15 protein-coding genes and 1 tRNA gene are annotated in these 15,961 nt (G+C 69.8%); 13 read left to right on the forward strand and 3 right to left on the reverse strand.

From position 1 onward, the window contains the following. Nucleotides 1-258 precede the first annotated feature (258 nt). The 4 genes from DMP15_RS10420 (at nt 259) to DMP15_RS10435 (ending at nt 1,688) form a co-directional block, all read left to right on the forward strand. Entirely contained in the window at nt 259-690 is a 432-nt protein-coding gene (locus DMP15_RS10420; protein ID WP_073577450.1) for a DUF3052 domain-containing protein, read from the forward strand. Then, a complete protein-coding gene (locus tag DMP15_RS10425; protein ID WP_337826687.1) occupies nt 687-1,151 on the forward strand; it encodes a peroxiredoxin in 465 nt (154 codons plus the stop codon). Before DMP15_RS10420 ends, DMP15_RS10425 begins: the two co-directional genes overlap by 4 nt. Before the next feature lie 13 nt (nt 1,152-1,164). After that, nucleotides 1,165-1,236: transfer RNA gene (locus tag DMP15_RS10430), tRNA-Val, on the forward strand. A gap of 275 nt (nt 1,237-1,511) precedes the next feature. After that, nucleotides 1,512-1,688, forward strand: a complete 177-nt coding sequence (locus tag DMP15_RS10435) for a hypothetical protein (protein WP_337825772.1) — start codon at nt 1,512-1,514, stop codon at nt 1,686-1,688. A gap of 87 nt (nt 1,689-1,775) precedes the next feature. Here DMP15_RS10435 and DMP15_RS10440 read toward each other — a convergent pair whose 3' ends face one another. Both DMP15_RS10440 and DMP15_RS10445 read right to left on the reverse strand, forming a co-directional pair. Continuing rightward, entirely contained in the window at nt 1,776-3,005 is a 1,230-nt protein-coding gene (locus tag DMP15_RS10440) for a CaiB/BaiF CoA transferase family protein (RefSeq protein WP_337825773.1), read from the reverse strand. A gap of 37 nt (nt 3,006-3,042) precedes the next feature. After that, a complete protein-coding gene (locus DMP15_RS10445; RefSeq protein ID WP_337825774.1) occupies nt 3,043-4,521 on the reverse strand; it encodes an aldehyde dehydrogenase (NADP(+)) in 1,479 nt (492 codons plus the stop codon). A 163-nt stretch (nt 4,522-4,684) separates the two neighbouring features. Between DMP15_RS10445 and DMP15_RS10450 the strand changes: the two genes are divergently transcribed. The 9 genes from DMP15_RS10450 (at nt 4,685) to DMP15_RS10490 (ending at nt 14,498) form a co-directional block, all read left to right on the forward strand. Then, entirely contained in the window at nt 4,685-5,842 is a 1,158-nt protein-coding gene (locus DMP15_RS10450) for a CaiB/BaiF CoA transferase family protein (protein WP_392567362.1), read from the forward strand. Between the two features lie 32 nt (nt 5,843-5,874). Next, entirely contained in the window at nt 5,875-6,999 is a 1,125-nt protein-coding gene (locus tag DMP15_RS10455) for an acyl-CoA dehydrogenase family protein (RefSeq protein ID WP_100878332.1), read from the forward strand. A gap of 5 nt (nt 7,000-7,004) precedes the next feature. Continuing rightward, complete coding sequence (locus tag DMP15_RS10460) at nt 7,005-8,189, forward strand: CoA transferase (protein WP_073577485.1); 1,185 nt, start codon at nt 7,005-7,007, stop codon at nt 8,187-8,189. A gap of 11 nt (nt 8,190-8,200) precedes the next feature. Further along, nucleotides 8,201-9,316: a zinc-binding dehydrogenase gene (locus DMP15_RS10465; protein WP_337825775.1), complete on the forward strand. Its 1,116-nt coding sequence runs from the start codon at nt 8,201-8,203 to the stop codon at nt 9,314-9,316. After that, complete coding sequence (locus DMP15_RS10470; RefSeq protein WP_337825776.1) at nt 9,313-10,434, forward strand: glucuronyl hydrolase; 1,122 nt, start codon at nt 9,313-9,315, stop codon at nt 10,432-10,434. Before DMP15_RS10465 ends, DMP15_RS10470 begins: the two co-directional genes overlap by 4 nt. Nucleotides 10,435-10,501: 67 nt before the next feature. Next, nucleotides 10,502-11,671 carry a GAF domain-containing sensor histidine kinase gene (locus tag DMP15_RS10475; RefSeq protein ID WP_073577459.1) on the forward strand — a complete coding sequence of 390 codons (1,170 nt, stop codon included), beginning with the start codon at nt 10,502-10,504 and terminating at the stop codon, nt 11,669-11,671. Continuing rightward, entirely contained in the window at nt 11,664-12,299 is a 636-nt protein-coding gene (locus DMP15_RS10480; protein ID WP_073577460.1) for a response regulator, read from the forward strand. The genes DMP15_RS10475 and DMP15_RS10480 overlap by 8 nt, the downstream gene beginning before the upstream one ends. A 130-nt stretch (nt 12,300-12,429) precedes the next feature. Beyond that, complete coding sequence (locus DMP15_RS10485; protein WP_337825777.1) at nt 12,430-13,752, forward strand: MFS transporter; 1,323 nt, start codon at nt 12,430-12,432, stop codon at nt 13,750-13,752. A 275-nt stretch (nt 13,753-14,027) separates the two neighbouring features. Further along, nucleotides 14,028-14,498, forward strand: a complete 471-nt coding sequence (locus DMP15_RS10490; RefSeq protein ID WP_337825778.1) for a helix-turn-helix domain-containing protein — start codon at nt 14,028-14,030, stop codon at nt 14,496-14,498. 661 nt (nt 14,499-15,159) lie between these two features. Here DMP15_RS10490 and DMP15_RS10495 read toward each other — a convergent pair. Further along, on the reverse strand, nt 15,160-15,912 hold the full coding sequence (locus tag DMP15_RS10495; RefSeq protein WP_073577955.1) for a FadR/GntR family transcriptional regulator: 753 nt from the start codon (nt 15,910-15,912) through the stop codon (nt 15,160-15,162). Nucleotides 15,913-15,961 lie beyond the last annotated feature (49 nt).

Here is a 15,961-nt window from a genome sequence, read left to right on the forward strand (position 1 = left end):
GTCCATCGTGCCTGTTCCGGCGCGGTCCCGAAACTCGTCGTTCACGAAGTCGGGCTCTGGCCGCGAGGATAGGTACTACTCGTACGTAACTGAACGGAGGGCGGGGTGACCTGCGCGTCACCGCGCCGCGCACCACGAGCCGGTTGCATCCGGTCGTGCCCCCGTGATCGGATGCCCCATCCGATTTCGCGCGAAGGGTGGCGCCCGCACGCGGAACCGAAGACGATGGACTGCGTGAGCAGCGTGAAAGGGGAACGAGTGGTGACCGCGGCAGATGCCGGTGCGTCCGACATCGCGGCAAAGCTCGGCATCGAGCCGGGCATGATCGTCCAGGAACTCGGGTACGACTCCGACATCGACGACCAGGTCAGAGAGGCCGTCGAGGACACGACAGGTGAGGAGCTCCTCGACGAGGACGCCCAGGAGGTCATCGACGTCGTCCTCCTGTGGTTCCGCGACGGGGACGGCGACCTGATCGACACCCTGGTCGACGCCCGAACGCCCCTCTCGGACGAGGGCTTCGTGTGGGTCCTGACACCCAAGACCGGCCGTGACGGCCACATCCAGCCCTCCGAGATCGCCGAGGCGGCTCCGACCGCCGGACTGTCGCAGACGTCCAACGCGACGCTCGGGGACGACTGGGTGGGGTCGAAGCTCGTGCCGCCGAAGCAGGGGAAGGGCAAGCGCTGAGCCCAGTAGTCGAGGGTGCGGCCGCCCCGGACTTCGAGCTCCCCGACCAGAACCGACAGCCGGTCTCGCTGGCGTCGGTCCTCGGGTCGGGGCGCTCGGCGCTGCTGGTCTTCTACCCGTTCGCGTTCTCCGGGATCTGTGGCGGGGAGCTGTCGGCGGTGCAGGCGTCGCTCCCGGAGTTCCAGAACGACGCCACCCAGGTGCTGGCGATCTCCTGTGACCCGACGTTCTCGCTCGGGGCCTGGGCCGCGTCCGCGGGGTTCAGGTTCCCGCTGCTGTCCGACTTCTGGCCGCACGGGGCCGTGGCGTCGGCCTACGGGGTGTTCGACACCGCGAAGGGGAGGGCGCTGCGGGGGACGTTCCTGATCCGCCCGGACGGCACCGTCTCGTTCGCCGAAGTGAACCAGCCGGGGGAACCGCGGGACCAGGACGGGTGGCGTCGGGCCCTGGGGGCCGTGTGAAGATGTCCGTCCCGGGCGCGTAGCTCAGCGGGAGAGCACTCGGTTTACACCCGAGCGGTCGCAGGTTCGAACCCTGCCGCGCCCACATATCTGACCAGGGCCTTCTCTGGCCCCATGATCGCGTAGCTCCGCTCGTGGAGCCTTTCGTGGTGCGAAGCCCTCGTATCCTGCTCCACGTGACGGCAGCCGGGAGGCCGCGCGGACGACCGCGCGGGACGATCGAGGAGCTGCCCAGCGGCGCGCTCCGGGTCTCCGTCTACGTCGGGAAGGACCCGATCTCCGGTCGGCGGCACTACCTGCGCGAGACCGTCCCGGCCGGGGCGGGCGCGAAGAACGAACGTCGATCGGCATTCGGGGACGTTGACGATCCGCCGGGCGATCGCCCAGGACGGGCGGGCGTTGCAGGAGGACACCAAGACCACCAGCAGCATTGAGATCACGGACTCGACCACCGCCGCGCTCTGGCTGCTGTCCGACGAGGCCCGCTTCCTTACCGGACTCGAGCTGCTCGTCGACGCGGGCGGGAGCACGAAGTAGCGCCGTTGCGCACGTGCGGGCCCGTTGGTTCGTCGTCCACCCACGACCCGATCCTCAGCCTCACGTCGACTGTGGATCCGAGCTCGATCAGACGTAGTTCGCGGCGGAGCGGATCTCCCTGTCCGCGTCCGGGCGGATGGCGCCGACACCCGCCAGCGCGCGGATCTCGCCGGGGACGAAGCCGAGCTCGGCGAGCACGTTCTCGGTGTCCTGGCCGAGGGCGGGGACCCCTCGCCCGGTCTGTGCGCGACTCCGCGACATGCGCACGGGATGGCGGGGCAGCTGCGCGGCCGGCTGGCCCGCCACGTCCACGTCGACCAGGAGTGGGCCGGCCCCGACACTCGACCCGTCGAGGAGCGTCCGGAGCCCGAGCCCGGGAGCACAGGCCAGTCCTGCGGTCTCGAAGACCTCGAGAGCCTGCAGGTTCGTCAGCTCGGCGACGGCTGGCGCGAGAAGAGCTGTTGCCGCCTCCCCGTTACGCGCCTGGAGGTACGGCGTCGAGAACTCTGCCCGCTCGGTGAGGTCGTCGACGCCGAGTTCCCGGCACAGCGGGCCGAGTGCGTCCGCGTCGACGACACCGACCACGGTCACGGTTCCGTCGCGGGTCGTGAACGTGGCCCAGTACCCCAGGTCGTCCCATCCGGGGCTCCGCCCGTACATCGACAACGATGCGACCTCCGATCCCTGCATGGCGAGTGCGGTGTCGAACAGGCTCACCGTCACCTCCTGTCCGCGGCCCGATCGGCCTCGCTCGAGGAGCGCTCCGAGGATCCCCTGAACCAGCAGCGCCGAGGCCGCGTAGATGACCGGCGTGCCGGGAAGGGATCGCGGGAGGTGACCACCCCGGCCGCAGCCGGTGTGGGTGAGCCCGCTCGTGGCCTGCGCGAGTAGCTCGTGTCCCGCCGGGGCGGCTGTGGAACCGATGGAACCGGCGCTGCTGATCGAGGCGTGGATCAGGCGTGGGTGGCCTCCGGCGAGATCGGCGTGGCCCAGCGCCAGCCGCTCGATGCACGGCGCCCCGTGGTCGTGGAGCAGGACGTCGGCGCGCTCGACCAGACGGCGCACGACGTCCTCGCCACCGGGCGTGGCGAGGTCGACGCAGATGCTGCGCTTGTTGCGGTTCGCGGCGGCGAAAGCCGGTGCCATGAGGTCGTTGTCGACCGCCTGCCGGTCGACCGGGCGAAGGGCGCCCCCCCGGGCGCCGTGCTCCACCTTGACGACCTCGGCTCCGAGGTCGCCGAGCGTCTGCCCCGGCTGTGGGCTGAGCGCACCGCTGCCGAGCTCGACGACGCGGATCCCGTCCAACACCGGGCTCACGGGCGCTGGACCCTCGGTGAAGTGAGACGCCTACCGCTCACGCCAGCGGCTCCGGGGTGAGCACGCCGTCGACACGGCGGGGGATGCCCAGCGGGTTGGCGTCCGCCAACGCTGCCGGGAGCAAAGCGTCCGGAATCGACTGGTAGGCGATCGGGCGCAGGAAACGGCGCATGGCCGTGGCGCCCACTGATGTGTGGATCGATGTCGTCGACGGGTGGGGGCCGCCGTGGTGCTGTGCCCAGGTGACCGCGACACCCGTCGGCCAACTGTTCCACAGGACGCGGCCGGCGAGCGGAGCGAGGAGAGGAAGCAGCGCTGCCGCGTCGCCGTCGTCGGGCCCCGCGGCATGTACCCCTGCGGTCAGCGACCCCTCCAGCAGGGCGACGGCGGACCGCAGCTCGTCGGCGTCGCGGTAGGTCACCACGAGGGAGAAGGGTCCGAAGCGCTCCGCCAGCAGTTCGTCCCGGAACCCGGCGAGCTCGACGATCGTCGTCCTGGCCAACACGGGGCGGACGGTCCGGCCGTCGCCTTCCGGGGCACCGGCAAGGATCCGCACCGCGGGATGCGTCGCCAGGGTCCGCGTCCCGTCCACGTAGGCGTCGCCGATCCCGTCGTGCAGCAGCGTGACCGGTGCGGTGTCCGCCTCGGCGGCGACGATCTCGGCCATCCCGCTGTCCTCGGGCACGAGCAGCAGGCCCGGCTTGGTGCAGAACTGGCCGGCGCCGAGCCCGACCGAGGCCAGGTAGTCGCGGACGATCCCCTCGCCCCGCGCGGCCGCGGCCGCCGGCGTGACGAACACCGGGTTGAGGCTGCCCAGCTCACCGTAGAAGGGAACGGGGGAGGGGCGACCGGCGGCCAGGTCCGCGAGCGCCCTCCCCCCGGAGGTGGAGCCGGTGAAGCCGACCGCGGTGATCCGCGGGTCCATGACGAGGGCACGGCCCGACTCGAGTCCCGACACGACCCCGAAGGTGCCCTCGGGAGCACCGGCTGCGGCCAGCGACTTCGCGACGACCTCGGCGTAGGGGCCGGAGAGCCGCGGTTGGGCGGGGTGCACCTTGGCGACGACCGGGCAGCCCGCGGCCAGGGCCGACGCGGTGTCCCCGCCGGCGAGCCCGAACGCGAACGGGAAGTTGCTCGCCCCGAACACGGCGACCGGCCCCAGAGGCACGAGCATGCGGCGCAGGTCGGGCTGCGGGCCGAGCGGGCCCTCGGGGTTCGCCCGATCGATCACGGCCTCGAGCCAGGAACCCTCTTCGACCGCTTCGGCGAACATCTCGAACTGCACCGCGGTGCGCTCGACCTCGCCGACCAGCCGCGCCTCGCCCAGGGCGCTGTCCGCATCCGCGAGCGGGACCAGCTCGTCGCGCCGGGCCCGCAGGCCGGCCGCGACCGCGCGCAACAACCTGGCTCGCTCCCCGGGCGACATCGCGCCCAGTGCGGGCGCCGCCGCGGCCGCGGATTCCAGGACCTGCTCGAACTCCGCCGGGCTGGTGCTCGGCTGCTCGACGCCGGACATCGCCGTCTCCCTCGGTCGGGGTGGCCCGTTGCCACGCTCGGCGGACACCGTCGCGCCGTCGTCGGGAAACCGGCACCTCCTGGTGGAGGTACCGAGGCGGATGAGGGCGGCACAGGATCTCGAAGCAACGCGAGGCGACCACAACGAGGAGGAGCGTCCTGCTGTGCCATCCCTGACGTCCACATCGGAAAGTTCCGGTCCGCTGACCGGCATCCGCGTGCTCGACATGACCCGCCTGGCTCCGGGCCCTTACGGAAGCATGCTGCTGGCCGACCTGGGGGCCGAGGTCATCTCCGTCGGTGGCGGCAGGTCCGGGCTCCCCGTCCCCGCCCTGGCGCGCGGGAAGCAGTTCGTGACCCTCGATCTCAAGACAGCGGACGGCCGTGCGGCCCTGCACCGGCTGGTCGAGGTCTCCGACGTGCTGATGGAGGGCTTTCGGCCCGGCGTGGCCGACCGGATCGGGGCGGGTTACGAGGAGCTGCGCCGGATCAACCCGCGGCTGGTCTACTGCAGTGTCACCGGATACGGGCAAACCGGTCCGCTCGCGCAGGCCGCCGGACACGACATCAACTATGCCGCCGTCGGCGGCGCCCTGGGGACGTTCGGGCCCGCCGACGGGCCACCGGTGCCGCCGCTCAACCTGCTGGCCGACTTCGCCGGTGGCGGCCTGCTGGCGGCGTTCGGCATCGTGTCCGCGCTCTACGAGCGGGAGCGTTCCGGGGCCGGCCAGTACCTCGACGCGGCGATGGTCGACGGCGTCCTGTCCATGATGGGCATGAACTTCGCCGACTGGGGCCACCGCTCCCTACCGGCCCGGGGGGAGGGCGTCCTCACCGGCAGCATGCCGGCGTACCGGTGCTATCCCTGTGCGGACGGTCGCCACGTCGCGGTCGGCGCGCTGGAGAACGCGTTCTTCGCCAACCTCTGGGCTGCGCTGGAACTCGGTGAGGTCCCGGACCACCTCGACCCCGAGAACTGGACCGAGATCGGCGAGCGCCTGACCGCGGCGTTCGCCACCCGCGACCGCGACGCCTGGGCGGAGCGCTTCGCCGGCGTCGACGCCTGCGTCACGCCGGTCCTCGAGCCCCACGAACTCGCCGGCTTCGGGCAGATCAAGGAGCGCTACGACGGATTCGACCCCGGCTCCGTCCCGCCCGTCCCGGTGTTCTCCCGCACCGCGGCCCGGGCCGGGCACACCGACACCGCAGACGCCACGGAGGCGGTGCTGACCCGGCTGGGCGTCTCCGCGGACGCCGCCCGCCGTGTCACGGCGGGCGGCGGGGGTCCCGCCGTCACCGGCCTCAGCTGGCCACCGCTGTGAACCACCTGCACGATCGTCGAAGGGAAGACGACATGGACACCCAGTACGACGACTTCCGGGACATGGTCCGGAGGCTCGCCGCCGATCGCATCGCCCCGCATGCCGGCGATGTCGACGACAAGGAGCGCTTCCCCGAGGAGGGCTGGGCGGCGCTGCGCGAGGCCGAGGTCGCGGGCCTGCCCTACGCCGGGGCGCTCGGTGGCGGCGACGGAGACCTGTTGTCGCAGGTCATCGCAGTCGAAGAGGTTGCCGCCGCCTGCGGGAGCACCGCGCTCGTGCTGCTGGTCAACTGGGCCGGTACCTCGACAGTGGTCAGCCACGGCTCGGACGAGCTCAAGGCCGAGATCGTGCCGCGCGTCGCGGCCGGTGATGCGGGGGCCGCCTGGTGCATGACCGAGCCGACCGTCGGCTCCGATCTCTCCGCGATCGCCACCACAGCGCGTCCCGACGGCACGGACTGGATGCTCACCGGCCAGAAGCGCTTCATCAGCAACGCGCCGTGGGCCGACTGGTACGCCGTACTCGCCCGGTCCGGGGGAACGCAGGACTTCGGCGTGTTCATGGTCCACCGGGACGACCCGGGCGTGTCCTTCGGCCCGCACGAGAAGAAGATGGGCATGCGGGGCAGCCCGACCGCCGACGTCAACTTCGACGGTGTGCGGTTGCCGGCGAGCCGCGTCGTGGCCGACCCGGTGCAGGGCTACCGCTACATCAACGGTGAGCTCAACACCAGCCGCGCGCTCATCGCCGCGCAGGCCCTCGGCGTGGCGCAGGGCGCCTTCGACGCGGCGGTGGCCTACACCTGCGAGCGGCACCAGTTCGGTCAGCCGCTGTCACGCTTCCAGATGCTGCGCGGGATGGTCGCCGATATGGCGGTCAAGATCGAGTCCGCCCGCGCACTGCTGTACGACGCCGTTCGTCTGATCATGGACGGGAACCCGCGGGCTCGCGGCAGGATCTCGATGGCGAAGCTGCTCTGCAGCGACAACGCCATGTCCGTCACCACGGACGCGGTGCAGCTCCACGGCGGGTACGGCTACGTCCGCGACTACCCGGTGGAACGCATGATGCGCGATGCCAAGATCACCCAGATCTACGAGGGCACCAACCAGATCCAGCGGCTGCTCGTGGCGAAGTCCGTCTACGAGGGTCGGTGATCGGCGTGTCACAGCCGCTGAGCGGGATGACCGTGCTCGACCTCGGCGAAGTGGTGCAGGGCCCCGTCGCCGCGCAGGTGCTCGGCGACCACGGCGCCGACGTGATCAAGGTCGAGCGCGGTGTCCGGGGCGACATGCTGCGCTCGCTGGACCGCCCGGCGGTCGAGGCAGGGGAGCCGTCGTCGTACTACGCCGGCGTCAACCGCAACAAGCGCAGCATCGCCCTCAATCTGAAGACCCGGGAGGGCATGAGCGCGCTGCACCGGCTACTGGCCAGGGCCGACGTTCTCGTGCACAGCTACCGGCCGGCGGCCGTGGAACGCCTGGGTCTGGCGTACGAGCTGCTCGCCGAGCGCTACCCGCGGCTGGTGTACGCCTCGGCGTCCGGCTTCGGCGAGAGCGGCCCCTACGCGCACAAGGCCGGGCAGGACATGCTCGCCCAGTCGCTGAGCGGGATGGCCCGGACCGTCGGGGACCGGACGCTGTCCGCGCACCTCAATCCGGTCCCCGCGGTGGACTACGCGTCCGGGATGTTGCTGGCGCAGGGGATCCTGGTCGCGCTCTTCGAGCGCGAGCGCTCCGGCCGGGGGCAGAAGGTGAGCGTCAACCTGCTCGACACGGCACTCGCTCTGCAGACGCTGGAGAGCGCTTCGTTGCTGATGTACGACCACGAGACCAACTGGGTCACCGACTGGTACCACGGGGTCTTCCCCACCGCGGACGGCATGGTCACGGTCCTGGGCCTGTTCCGCGACAACGCCCTCGGCATGCTGTGCAAGGCGCTGGAGGTCGAGGACCTCAGCCGCAGGCCGGAGTTCGCCACCGCCGACCTGCAGGCCCGCAACGCCGCCGCCGCCAACGAGTTGCTGCGCGACGCGGTCGCCGCACTCACCACGCGAGATGCCACCGAGCGGTTCGACGCCGTCGACCTGCTGTCGGCCCCGCTGCTCACGTTGCGCGAGGCGCTGGAGGATCCGCAGGTTCTGGAGAACGGCACCGTCACCACCGTCGACGTCGAAGGCCGGCGCACGACCAGGATCCTCGGCAACCCCGTCCGACTGTCGCGTACTCCCGCGAGCGTCGGCCGCGGGGTGTCCGGGGTGGGCGCGGACACCGAGGCGGTGTTGCGCGAGGCGGGCTTCGACGACGACGAGCTCCGTGCCCTCCGCGAGAGCGGAGCGGTGCGATGAAGGAGGACACCATGGGCGATCGCGTCGCCGTCGAGCTGACCGCATTCGGCGAGGACCTGCAGGTGGGTCACCGTCCCGCGAGCGCACCGCAGCCGGGCGCCGTGACGGTCGACGTCACCCACGCCGGGGTCTGCGGCACCGACATGCACCTGCAGCAGGGCCGGATGGAGATTCCGCTGCCGATGATCCTCGGGCACGAGGCGGTGGGCCGGATCAGCGCGCTCGGGAACGAGGTGACCACCGATGTGCTCGGCGCCCCGTTGCAGCCGGGCGACGCGGTGTCCTGGGCGTCGAACATCCCGTGCCACGAGTGCTTCCACTGCACGAGCGACGAGCCGTCGCTCTGCGAGACGCGCAAGGTGTACGGCATCAACCAGAGCAGCGGGGTCTGGCCGCACCTGTCGGGCGGCTGGGCCGAGCAGATCTATCTGCAGCCGGGCTCGACGATCGTCAAGATCCCGGAGGGCGTCGGCCCGGAGCAGGTGATCGCCCTGGGCTGCGCGGGCCCGACCGCCGTGCACGCCGTGGGCATCGGAGGCCCCCGACCCGGTGACGTCGTGATCGTGCAGGGGAGTGGGCCGGTCGGGCTGGCCTGCGCCATGCTGGCGACGCTCGCGGGCGCCGTCAAGGTGATCATCGTGGGAGGGCCTGCGGGACGGCTGGACGCCGCACGCGCCGCCGGCATCGGTGACGTGCACGTCGACATCTTCACCGAGTCCGACTCCGTCGACCGCGCCGCGAAGATCCGGGCCGAGACGCCCGACGGGCGTGGTGCGGACCTCGTGATCGAGGCGACGGGCGTTCCGGCAGCGGTCGCCGAGGGCATCGACCTCACCCGCCGCGGCGGTACGTACCTGGTGGTCGGCCAGTACACCGACCACGGCACGACCCCGATCAATCCGCACCACATCACCAAGAAGCAGCTGAGGGTGCTCGGCAGCTGGGCATTCTCGCCGCGCAACCATCTCGACTATGTACTGAGCGTGCCCGAGCTGGCGAGGCGGTTCGACCTGGAGAAGCTCGTCACCACGTACCCGCTCACCGATGCCGGGCGCGCGCTGGCGGACATGCGACGCGGAACCGTCCTGAAGCCCGTGCTGCTGCCCGGCCAGGTGAGCTCGTCATGAGGACCTACGACCACGACGAGGCCGTCCGACTGCTCGTCGAGCGGACCGACGCCACCTTGGCGTCGGATCAGCCGGGCTACCCGCACTACGCGGACCCCGCTGACGGCACCTGGCGTCGGACCCCCGATGGATTCTGGACCGGCGGCTTCTGGGGCAGCCTGCTGGCGTTGGCGGCGGTGGCAACCGGCGAAGAGCGTTACGCCGCGGCGGCCGACCAGGTCGCGATCGGGCTGACCGGACGTGCCGAGTCCGACACCGCCTTCCGCGGGTTCCTCTTCCATTACGGCGCGCTGCTGCCCCATCTGCTGACCGGCAGCGGTGCGGCTGCCGAGTCGGCGCTGGCCGGGGCGCGTGGTCTGGCGAGCGCGTTCAACGGCGACGCCGGGTTGATTCCGCTGGGCAGCCAGGCGGAGGAGGCGGGCGACGTCGGCGCGGGCGCGGCCAACATCGATGCCGTTCCGGGCACGGTCGCGTTGCTGTGCTGGGCCGCCGAGAGGACGGGCGAAACCGGTCTGGCGGAGATCGCGCGCCGGCATGCGGCACGGCACGTGGAGTACTGCGTCCGGGACGACGGGTCCGTCGCCCAGTCCGCGGCCTTCGACGAGCGCACGGGTGAGCTGAAGTGCCGTTACACGCACAAGGGACTGTCCGACGGCAGCACCTGGGCCCGGGCCCAGGCCTGGGCCATGCTCGGCTTCGCGCAGGCTGCGCACTGGTCGGGCCCGGAGTTCCTCGACCCGGCTCTGCGCGTCGCGGATCGATGGATCGAGTGGCTGCCCGATTGTCGGGTCGCCCCCTGGGACTTCGCGGCCGGCGTCGACGCCCCGCGGGACACCTCGGCCAGCGCCATCGCCGCTGTAGCGCTTCTGAGGCTGGCCGACCAGTCGACCGATCGTCCGCACTACCGCGACCATGCCACGGCCACGGTGCGGAGGCTCGTCGTGGACCACCTCACCCCCGTGACGGAGGACGACCCCCGCCCTGCGGGGATCCTCACGGCCGGATGCTTCGACCAGCGACGGGGAGAAGCGACCGCGCACGAGCTGATCTGGGGCGATCACTTCCTGCTGGAGTCGTTGCTGCGGCTTCGGGGTGACGTCGCCACCTCCATCCCCTGACCTTCGACGAACGGGGGAACGATGCCCCGGCGGATACGCTTCGAGGACCTCGACGAGGAGAGCGCCCATGCGTCGCAGTACCGAGCCGAACCGAGTCGTGCCCGGCGACGCGGTGCTGGACCAGCTTGCGCTGCGACACAGCGAGCTCCTGGTCCTGCTCGACGAGTCCGCGGCGATGAACGCCGTGGCCCGGAGAATCCGCGAGGTCGGTGGGTTCGACATGTCGCTCGTCGGACGGGTCGAGTACGACGGCGCGATGGTGCACCGCAGTTGGCTCGGGACGCAGAGCACCGCGCTGCATCGGCTCCTGGTCCCTGAGGGACACGGTCTCGGGGGCAAGAGCCTGCTGCAGCGGCGCCCGGTCTGGGTGCGGGACTACCTCGCGTCGAGCGCGATCACCCACGAGTTCGACGAGCTCGTCGCCCGCGAGGACCTGCGGGCGATGCTGGCGGTACCGATGATCTACGACGGCGAGGTGCTCGGCGCCGTCTACGTCGGCGTGCGGGGCAAAGTCAGCTTCGGGGAGCAGGTCGTGTCGCTGGTCGAGGAGGCGGCATGTGCCGCGTCGGCGACACTGGTCAGTGCACGCCGTGCCCAGATCCAGACCCGAGTCGCAGTCCAGGCCGACCGGCGGCGCAAGGCCGCCGAGCTGCACGACTCGGTGAGCCCGGTGCTCTTCCGGATCGGCGCAGAGCTACGGAGCCTGCGTGCCGTGACCGGGGCCGAGTGCGTCCGTGCACGGGTCGAGGAGCTCGAACGCCAGGTCCAGGACGTCACGTCGATGTTGCGCTCCACGCTCGCCGAGCTCAACGAGCAGCCGCCGGACCGACATCTGGCCGTGAGTATCCAGGAGGACTGTGAGGCGTTCGAGGAGCGGACCGGGACCCCGGCGCGGTACGTGCCGCTGGCGGTGATTCCGGACCTGGGGCCGGGCCGCAACGAGGCGCTGCTCGGGGTGGTGCGTGAGGCTCTCGTCAACGTCGAGAAGCATGCGCACGCCTCGGCGGTGGTGGTCACCGTTTCCGTCGTCGGCGACACGCTGAGTGTCGCGGTCGCCGACGACGGATGCGGGTGGTCCGAAGACAGGGCCGACCCGGCTCCTGGTCATCTCGGCCTCTCGCTGGCGGCGCAGCGGATGCAGCGGCTCGGGGGCGGCGTCGTCATGAGCGCGAACGACGACGGCGGCAGCACGGTGCGGGCGTGGGTGCCGTGCTGCGCGGGGGACCGCAATGGGTGAGCTCCGTCCGGTGCGGGTCTTCGTCATCGACGACCATCCGGTCGTACGCGGCGGGGTGGAGCTGCTGGCCGCAGAGGACCCCTACATCACAGTCACCGGCGGTGCGAGCACCGCTCGTGAGGCGATCGACGCCCTGCGTCGCATCGAGAGCGACTTGGTCCTGGTGGACCTGCGGCTCCCGGACATGCCGGCGCCGGAGCTGGTGGGGCAGCTCCGGCGCACCCAGCCGCGAACCCGGATCATGCTCTTCACCGGCTACGCCGATCACGGCGCGATCGACCTGCTGCTCGGGGCCGGCGCGGACGGGTGTCTCGTGAAGGACGTCACGGGAAGCGATTTCTCCACCGCCGTGCACCGCGTGATGAGGGGCGTGCGGGTCGTCGACCCGCGGCTGGCCGGTACGCGATGCTCGGCCGGCCCCGAACTGCTGAGCCGGGTGGGACTCACCCGGCGCGAGTACGAGGTGCTGCGATTCGCGGCGATGGGGCACAACAATCCCGAGATCGCCGAGCAGCTGGAGCTGGCCCGCAACACCGTCAAGGCTTATCTGAAGACCGCCATGCAGAAGCTCAACGCCCGGAACCGGGTGGAAGCGATCGCGAGGGCGCACGAGCTGCGCCTGCTCTGAGCTGGGCCGGCCCAGAGCGGAGCCGAACCCGAACAGACCACAGAGGACACCTGGCCCGTCGTGCGCCGGGTGGTCCCGGACGGCCTCGGCCGGCCCGCACGTTCCGTCGCATCTTCACGAAGGAGTGGACATGTCAACGACCTCCCGGACCCGCAAGGCGGGTCTGGCCAGTGCTGTCGGGACCACGTTCGAGTGGTACGACTTCTTCATCTACGGCACCGCGGCCGGTCTCGTCTTCAACAAACTTTTCTTCCCGCAGTTCGATCCGCTGATCGGGACGCTCCTCTCCTTTGCTACGTTCTCAGCCGCGTTCGTGGCGCGCCCGATCGGTGGCGTTCTGTTCGGGCATTTCGGAGACCGGGTCGGTCGCAAATCCGTGCTCGTCCTCACATTCAGCATCATGGGTGTCACGACGTTCCTGATCGGATTGCTGCCGAGCTACGCCACGATCGGGGTGGCCGCGCCGATCATTCTGGTGACCTTGCGATTCATCCAGGGACTCTCCCTCGGCGGTGAGTACGGCGGCGCCGTGCTGATGGCGGTCGAGCACGCGCCGCCGAGACGTCGCGGCTACATCGGCAGCTGGGTCCAGATGGGCGTGCCCGCCGGCCTGATCCTGGGCAACGGCGTGTTCCTGCTCCTCGGTGGAATGGCTGAGGACGCGTTCATCGAATGGGGATGGCGGATACCGTTCTTGATCAGCGGCCTGTTCGTCATCTTCGGACTGGTCGTCCGTCTGCGGCTGGCGGAGAGCCCGGACTTCGCCGAGCGCAAGGAGCACGGCGGGGTTGTCAAGCTGCCCATCGCCGTCATCATGCGGCAGTACCCGAAGGAGGTGGTGCTCACCGCGGGTGCCTACCTCGCCATCGGCGTCACCTTCTACATCACGACGGTGTTCGGTCTCAGCTACGGGGCACAACAGCTCGGGTTCAGCCGCAACGCCATGCTCGTCCTGGTGCTACTGTCCATGGTCCTCGCTCTCGCCGCCCTGCCCTACTTCGGACGGATGTCCGACCGATTCGGGCGCCGACCGGTGTTCCTCGGCGGCGTCATCGCCATGGGTGTCCTGGTATTTCCGTGGTTCTGGTTGCTCAACGCGGGATCCTTCGTGCTCGCCCTCATCGGGTATCTCGCGATCACCTGTGGCTTCGCCGCTTCGTTCGGACCGCTCGCGGCTTTTTTCGCAGAGAGCTTCGAGACGAGGGTTCGCTACTCGGGAATCTCCTTCGGCTACACCCTGGGGACCCTTGCGAGCAGCGCTGTCGCACCGATCATCGCGGCGTGGCTGCTGGAATGGACCGGACACTATTCGGCCGTCGGTTGGTACATGATCGCGATGATCGTGCTGTCGGCGGCCTGCACCCTGCTGCTCCCGGAAACCTACGACCAGGACCGACTCGAGGAGACCCGGTGCGCCGCCGATCCGGAGCGAACCAACACCGAGGCGCGATAGCGTATTCTTGCCAGCGTGTTCTTGTCAGGATTGCTCGATGCGGGGACACGAACGACCCGGGATGCCTCGACCTCCCGTACGGCGCACATCTGGACGTCTCCTGGCTGGTGGTGCTTCTCATGAACGACGTTGTACAACACACATCTCTGGAGGCAACCGGAGGAAGAAGCAACGCCTGGCCGACGCGCTGCTGTGACGACGGGCCCACACTGATCTCCCGGCGTCCGGGGTGGTTCGCGGCAGTGGTCGCAACAAATGATCAAGAATAAGTGTTTGTGTTGCCGTCCCGTCGTGTCCGCAAGGGTCGTCCTGGCAACCGTGCGCAGTCGGAGAAGCGTCAGTGGTTCCTGTGGCTGATCACCGAGGGCTGGTCGGTGTACGCCGCGCGGCGCGAGGTCGGTGTGTCCCGCACGACCGGCGCGAACTGGATTCGCGGCTACAAGATCCACAGAGATGGCCGGGGCGTGGGGCATGTGCCTGCGCTCGATCCGCTGATGTTTGCCTCGCTCAGCACTCGCTTCCTGTCGCTGTCGCAGGACGGGAGTGTGGAGATCGCCGATCTGCGTCAGGCCGGCCCGACGTTCGGCCAGATAGCCGCCGAGATGGGGCGGTCGCCGTCGACGATCAGCCGGGAAATGCGTCGTGATTCCCGCACTGATGGCCAGTACCGACCCTTCGACGCGCACCGCGCACCGCGCACCGCGCACCGCGCACCGCGCAGCGGCGACGACGTCTGGCCAAAGTAGCGGCGAGCCCTGAGCTGCTGGCGTTCGTGGCCGATCGGCTACGCCAGCGCTGGCGCCCGCAGCAGATCAGCCGGGAGCCGCGGCCGCAGTTCCCCTCCCGCACCGAGTGGGCAGCTGTGCGCGGAGTCGATCTACCAGGCGGTCTACCGTTCCGACAGCCCACTGCTGCGCGCGCCCGTGGTCACAGAGCCCGACCGCTCGCCACTGCGCATTGGCCGAGAATACCGTCGTGCTCAGATCCCGGTCCGGCGACGGATCCGGTTAATCGGGGCCACGCTCAGCATCCACGACCGGCCGTTCCCACCCGAGGACCGCTCGAAATCCCGGCCATCGGGAAGTCAATCTACTCGTCGGGCCGCTGCACCGTTCGGGGATCATCGGTGAACGATTGGCCAGTTGATTTTGTGGACTGGATTGGTGTCGCCGTCAGGATGTTCGTCGTCCGTAGGCTGGGAGTAGTGCGACCCGCTCGGTGTACGGTCGAGGCCGTCATCTGCGGCGCGTTAGCAGAACCGGTTTTGAGTGGACCTGCCCTCCGAACTTCCAGTGTTGCGTCAAAAGAGCGTTGCTTGCGAGATGGAGCTCGCGGATATCAACTGACGAAGTTCCTTCCGGCGGAGACTCTTGTGAAACTTCACAGCCGGCAGAAATGTGCTTGGGTTTACGTGGCTGTCGATTGCCGGTTCGAGGTTGCTGAGTGAGTTGACGAGTGCGCGTCCGCGAGGTTCGCGATGATATCCCGCTCGACATCGCGAATATGTTTCACAGCTGCGGTGCGCGCCTCGCGGACCCGCTTTCCGACCACCGCGTCGACGATCGCGCGGTGCCCGATGTCCGCGGTCTCCCGACGCCCCGGCAATCCGATGACCTGGCGGGAGTAGTCCACGAAAAGAGGTTCGATCGACGAGTGGAGAGTTAACAGGATCGGGTTTCTCGTGATCTTTGTGATCGTCCGATGCAGGTCGGCGTCGAGCGCAACGAAGTCGTCGTCGCTCAGCTCGGGATCCGCCATCGCCGTGATGATGTCATGCAGCACGGTCGCATCGTCCGGGGTGGCGCGTTGAGCGGCGAAGCCCGCTGCGTCGCGTTCGAGGGTGATGCGGGCCTCGAAGAGTTCCGGCACCGTGTACTCGCCAAGTATCAGCAGTTGTGACAGGTCGGGCGTCCGCCGCGTCTTGCTGACCACGAAGACGCCGATTCCGTGGTCCGTCCGGAGCATCCCGTTCGCCTCGACGATCCGGATCGCTTCCCTCATGGAACTGCGGCCGATGCCGAATTGCTCCGCGAGTACACGCTCCGGCGGCAATTTGTCCCCCGGTGCTAGATCTCCGCGGCCGATCATCGATTCGAGTTGCTCGGCAACGGAGTCGGCGACCTTCAGGCGGCGGACGGGTTCGATCTTGCCGTGGCTCATGCCGACCGTTCGGCCCCTTCTTGACAATAGCGCTTGTGGTCAGTGGTCT

The sequence above is a fragment of the Pseudonocardia sp. UM4_GMWB1 genome (assembly GCF_017312155.1).
Classification (GTDB): domain Bacteria; phylum Actinomycetota; class Actinomycetes; order Mycobacteriales; family Pseudonocardiaceae; genus Pseudonocardia; species Pseudonocardia alni.